The 4,077-nt window shown below is 55.4% G+C and carries 4 protein-coding genes and 1 pseudogene; all 5 read left to right on the forward strand.

Going from position 1 to position 4,077, the window contains the following annotated elements:
• The first annotated feature begins 12 nt into the window (after positions 1-12).
• The 5 genes and pseudogenes from XANALMUS060_RS16640 to XANALMUS060_RS16660 all read left to right on the forward strand — a co-directional run bounded on the left by XANALMUS060_RS16640 (position 13) and on the right by XANALMUS060_RS16660 (position 3,873).
• Complete coding sequence (locus tag XANALMUS060_RS16640) at positions 13-420, forward strand: type IV secretion system protein (RefSeq protein WP_255352401.1); 408 nt, start codon at positions 13-15, stop codon at positions 418-420.
• Positions 384-1,232 (forward strand): annotated as a pseudogene (locus XANALMUS060_RS16645) (type IV secretion system protein); the annotation flags it as partial. The gene XANALMUS060_RS16640 and the pseudogene XANALMUS060_RS16645, both read left to right, overlap by 37 nt.
• A 52-nt stretch (positions 1,233-1,284) precedes the next feature.
• A complete protein-coding gene (locus XANALMUS060_RS19220; RefSeq protein ID WP_082065237.1) occupies positions 1,285-1,794 on the forward strand; it encodes a DUF4189 domain-containing protein in 510 nt (169 codons plus the stop codon).
• A gap of 190 nt (positions 1,795-1,984) precedes the next feature.
• Positions 1,985-2,578 carry a hypothetical protein gene (locus XANALMUS060_RS16655; RefSeq protein ID WP_082065239.1) on the forward strand — a complete coding sequence of 198 codons (594 nt, stop codon included), beginning with the start codon at positions 1,985-1,987 and terminating at the stop codon, positions 2,576-2,578.
• Positions 2,575-3,873, forward strand: coding sequence for a DUF6792 domain-containing protein (locus tag XANALMUS060_RS16660; protein WP_045739399.1), 1,299 nt, complete (start codon positions 2,575-2,577; stop codon positions 3,871-3,873). The genes XANALMUS060_RS16655 and XANALMUS060_RS16660 overlap by 4 nt, the downstream gene beginning before the upstream one ends.
• Positions 3,874-4,077: the final 204 nt, after the last annotated feature.

Raw genomic sequence — 4,077 nt, forward strand, 5'->3', positions numbered from 1 at the left:
CTGGGCTATCGCATCGCCAGCGGTCAACTGCGCGAATCGGCGATGGCGACCATGATCAAGGCCGGCAAGGTGGCGGTGGTCCTGGGCATTGCCGCCGGTGTGGGTGCCAACGGCACACTGCTGCATAAGACGATGACCGACGACCTGGACAAGGAAATCCATTGGCTGTTCACCGGCGATGCGAACACGACCGCCGCCGACGCGATCGACGAGAACCTCACCTATACGCAATTGGCGCTGAGCACGCTGGACGCGGTGAGGGTGGACTCCGCGGATCCGGAAACCATCAAAAAGAAAGAAAATGCGCTGCTGCTGGCCGGCTTCGGTGCCGCCGGCCCGCCGATCATGGCGGGGGTGATGCTGCTGATGTTCAAGTTCACCATGTGGGTGCCAACGGCACACTGCTGCATAAGACGATGACCGACGACCTGGACAAGGAAATCCATTGGCTGTTCACCGGCGATGCGAACACGACCGCCGCCGACGCGATCGACGAGAACCTCACCTATACGCAATTGGCGCTGAGCACGCTGGACGCGGTGAGGGTGGACTCCGCGGATCCGGAAACCATCAAAAAGAAAGAAAATGCGCTGCTGCTGGCCGGCTTCGGTGCCGCCGGCCCGCCGATCATGGCGGGGGTGATGCTGCTGATGTTCAAGTTCACCATGGCCTTTTTGGTAGGGGTTGGGCCGATCTTCATCCTGTTCCTGATCTTCGACCAGACCAAGGACCTGTTCAAACGCTGGCTGTTTTATCTGATCGGCACGCTGTTCTCGATGTCGGTGCTGTCGGTGGTCACGGCGATCATGTTGAAGATGACGGCCAGGATTGCGCTGGCCTACTGGGGCGCGAAACTCATCAACCTGGGCAATGCGGAAGGCTTGTCTTCGCAGGCCTTGCAACAGGGGTGGATCGGGTTGATTGCCACCGCGTTGATCGTGTCCCTACCGGCGATCGGAGCGGCGTTGTGGCAGGGCAATATGACCAATTTTATGGCCTACACGGTGTTCAACGCCGGTGGCGCGTCTGCCGGGCCGGGACCGCAGGGGCAGCCTCCGGGGTCTTATGTGCCGGCGCAGGCGGCGCCGAATAGTCATAGAGCTGACAGTCGTAATGGAGAAGCATCTTCTAATTCTAATCAACCAAGTAGAGTTACAGGTGCGACACCCACAGTGCCTTCACTGCCAACAGGATCACGCGGACAAGCTGGACGAGATCGTGATAATTCCTGACTTTTCTGTTAGAAACCCCATGGCAAGTTAGCATTAAAAAGAGAGCGAACCTATGAAATACTTGACATGCATGGCTTTTTTTATGCTAATTTTTTCAATTGATGCAAATGCAGAGGGTAATTGCCCCCCTGGACAGTATCCGATTGGCGGCCAGGGAGCAGTTGGTTGCGCGCCAATACCACAAGATATCCCAGAAACACAAAAAGCGCGCCCTGCTGGCAAATGGCTCAAGACATGGGGGGCAGTTGCGGATGATGGTGCCGATGATGTCGGTGTATCGTCAGATAAGATAAGTAAAAATGAGGCTGAAAATGAGGCCGTTGAAAAATGCCAAGGCGCTAGTAAACATAAGTGTCATGTTATTCATACTTATGAAAATCAATGCGTCGCAGTAGCGGAGCCTGCTCAGAAAAAAGGGGATTTCATCAGAAATGTGGCTTCCGGTCCTTCCGTCAATGAAATAAGCAGCAGGGCTACTTATAACTGCGAAAAAGACAATGCAACTACTAGGTGCAATATTATTTATACGAATTGCACAAAGCAAATATTCCAGAGATTTTAATCCGGGAAAAGAGTAGATTTTATCCACTAACTCTATTGAGGATAGGTATGCTATGGATGAAAGAGGGGTTTTCGATGCGCATCTGGTGTGCGTCGCCAGCCTGGCGGCGCGACACAATCTGGTGATGTGAATGGAGTACAGAAAGCACGGGATTTTTCTGCTTACCCTGTTTCTGGCAGGGTGTAATCCCATGAGTGCCACATCTGGCAAGACAGGCGCGGCGCAGGTGAATGCCGATGGCAACCCCGTCTATCGCAAAAACCCGCATCCTACCAAGGCGTATCGCATCAGGATGACTATCGATGATGCGCCGGGGCCATTCGGGTATATTTCGGGTGTTGCTGGCTATCAGATGACGAATCACGACGGCTGTACGCCGGTTGACAACCATCTCTTAGGCATGTCGACAAAGCCCAAGGAAGATGACATTCCGCTTCAATTCAAGAAGCTCGATGAATCCACTTACATAGCAATACTGTATGCCGATGGCATGATCGATGCGGACTACTATGGCATGGGCGTCTGCCGGTTCGAGCTGACCGGCGTTGGCATGACCCTGCGTGCGACCGGGAAACGCGAGGAAACGCGCTTCCAGCCTTGGCTAATCAAGAGCGATATTGATAAAGGAGACCCTCGGGTCATCTATTTTTGGAAGGGGCGTTACCCGAAAGGGAAGATGGAAGATTTCCTAGATAGTGGGCGAGTTAATGCCAGTGATTTCAATGAAACAGCACGTCATGAAATTTTCAAAGTTACACTGACCACGGAGAAGGTAAGTCCATGAGTATGACCAGCCAAAAATATGCCGCACTTGCGAATGACGTTTATTACCTACCGAAAGAGACCGGAAGAAATACCAAGGCTACCTACATCGGTGGCGTGTATTATAGACACCTCGAATACGTAGACTGTGCATCCGGCTATCAAGGCATCCTCTACCAGAGGATGGATACAGGCGAATTCATCGTGGCTCATCGTGGCACCGAGTCTGAGCATCAGATGATGATGGATGGTCTGTTCACCGATGGTGGCATGGTTTTCACCCGCCACAACGCACAAGCTGCCGATGCAATTGCATTTACCCAGCATGCGTTGGAATATGCAAAAAATATCGCCGAGGATGGTAAAGCGCCATCTGTCACCGTCACCGGCCACTCCCTTGGTGGCAATCTGGCGCAGGTCACCGCACATTATTTCGATTTGCACGGAGAAACCTTCAACGCCTACGGCGCGGTGAGCCTGGACCGGCGCATCCCCGAAGGCGGCAACACTGTTATCAATCACGTGATAGCCGGCGATCCGGTCAGTGCCGCCAGCCAGCATTACGGGCAGGTGCGGGTGTATGCCAGGACAACAGATGTCGCCACCTTGCAGCAAGCGGGTTATGTCGATCATCCGCATGGATTACACACGCACAATCCGTTGAGCGCGGCTGAGCAGTTGATGACGACGGCGCACGGGATCCATAACTTCCTGCCAGTCGATGCCATGGGGCGGCACGCCCACTCGGTACTGCAAGACGCCTCGGCGCAGGATTTAGCGCGGCAGCACGAGCCGATGATCTCTCACTACCGACACGATGTTGCGACATTACGCGCCGGTTTGACCTTGGGCGCGCGTGGCGTGCAGGGTGCAATGAACGATGCCGTCGATGTGCTGCGCGGCGCCGAAGCGCCAGGTGTGGGCCGCCGTGCGATGGACGTGCCCACATGGCCCGAGCAGATGCAGCATCTCCATACAAAGCACGAACATGGCACAGCCATCCAGGGGGCATGGCAGGTGCCATTGCAGGTACCCGACCACGAACCTATGCCGACCATGGCGACGTCGCCGCAACCGCAGGCGGCGATGCACGCCCAACAACAATCCGCTGGACCATTCAACGATCCTTATCTCGACAGGATGTATGCCGCGTTGCAAGCGGGCGACAACGATGCGCTTGACCGTATTGCCGTTGAATTCTCGCAATCCCCCGAAGGGCAGCGGATGATCCAGTTAGGCGATGAGCTGTATGCTCAGCAACAGCAGTTGGAACAGCAGATGGCGCGCAGCCAGCAGCGACCATCGCTGGGGCGATGACTGGGATCAACGATGCAGGGAATAGCATGACATGGCAGCGTTGATGCTGCCGGTGGTCGGTCGCTTGCAACGACCAGAACGCACCGATGGAGCGCTCCGGCATACGGCGGCGCGCGCGATGCAGTGGGTGAGCGTGATCGCGCTGACCGCCAGCACCTTCTGGGTGCTGTTGCTGGGCTATCGCATCGCCAGCGGTCAACTGCG

The sequence above is a fragment of the Xanthomonas sp. MUS 060 genome (genome assembly GCF_000963215.1).
In the GTDB taxonomy this organism is placed as follows: domain Bacteria; phylum Pseudomonadota; class Gammaproteobacteria; order Xanthomonadales; family Xanthomonadaceae; genus Xanthomonas_A.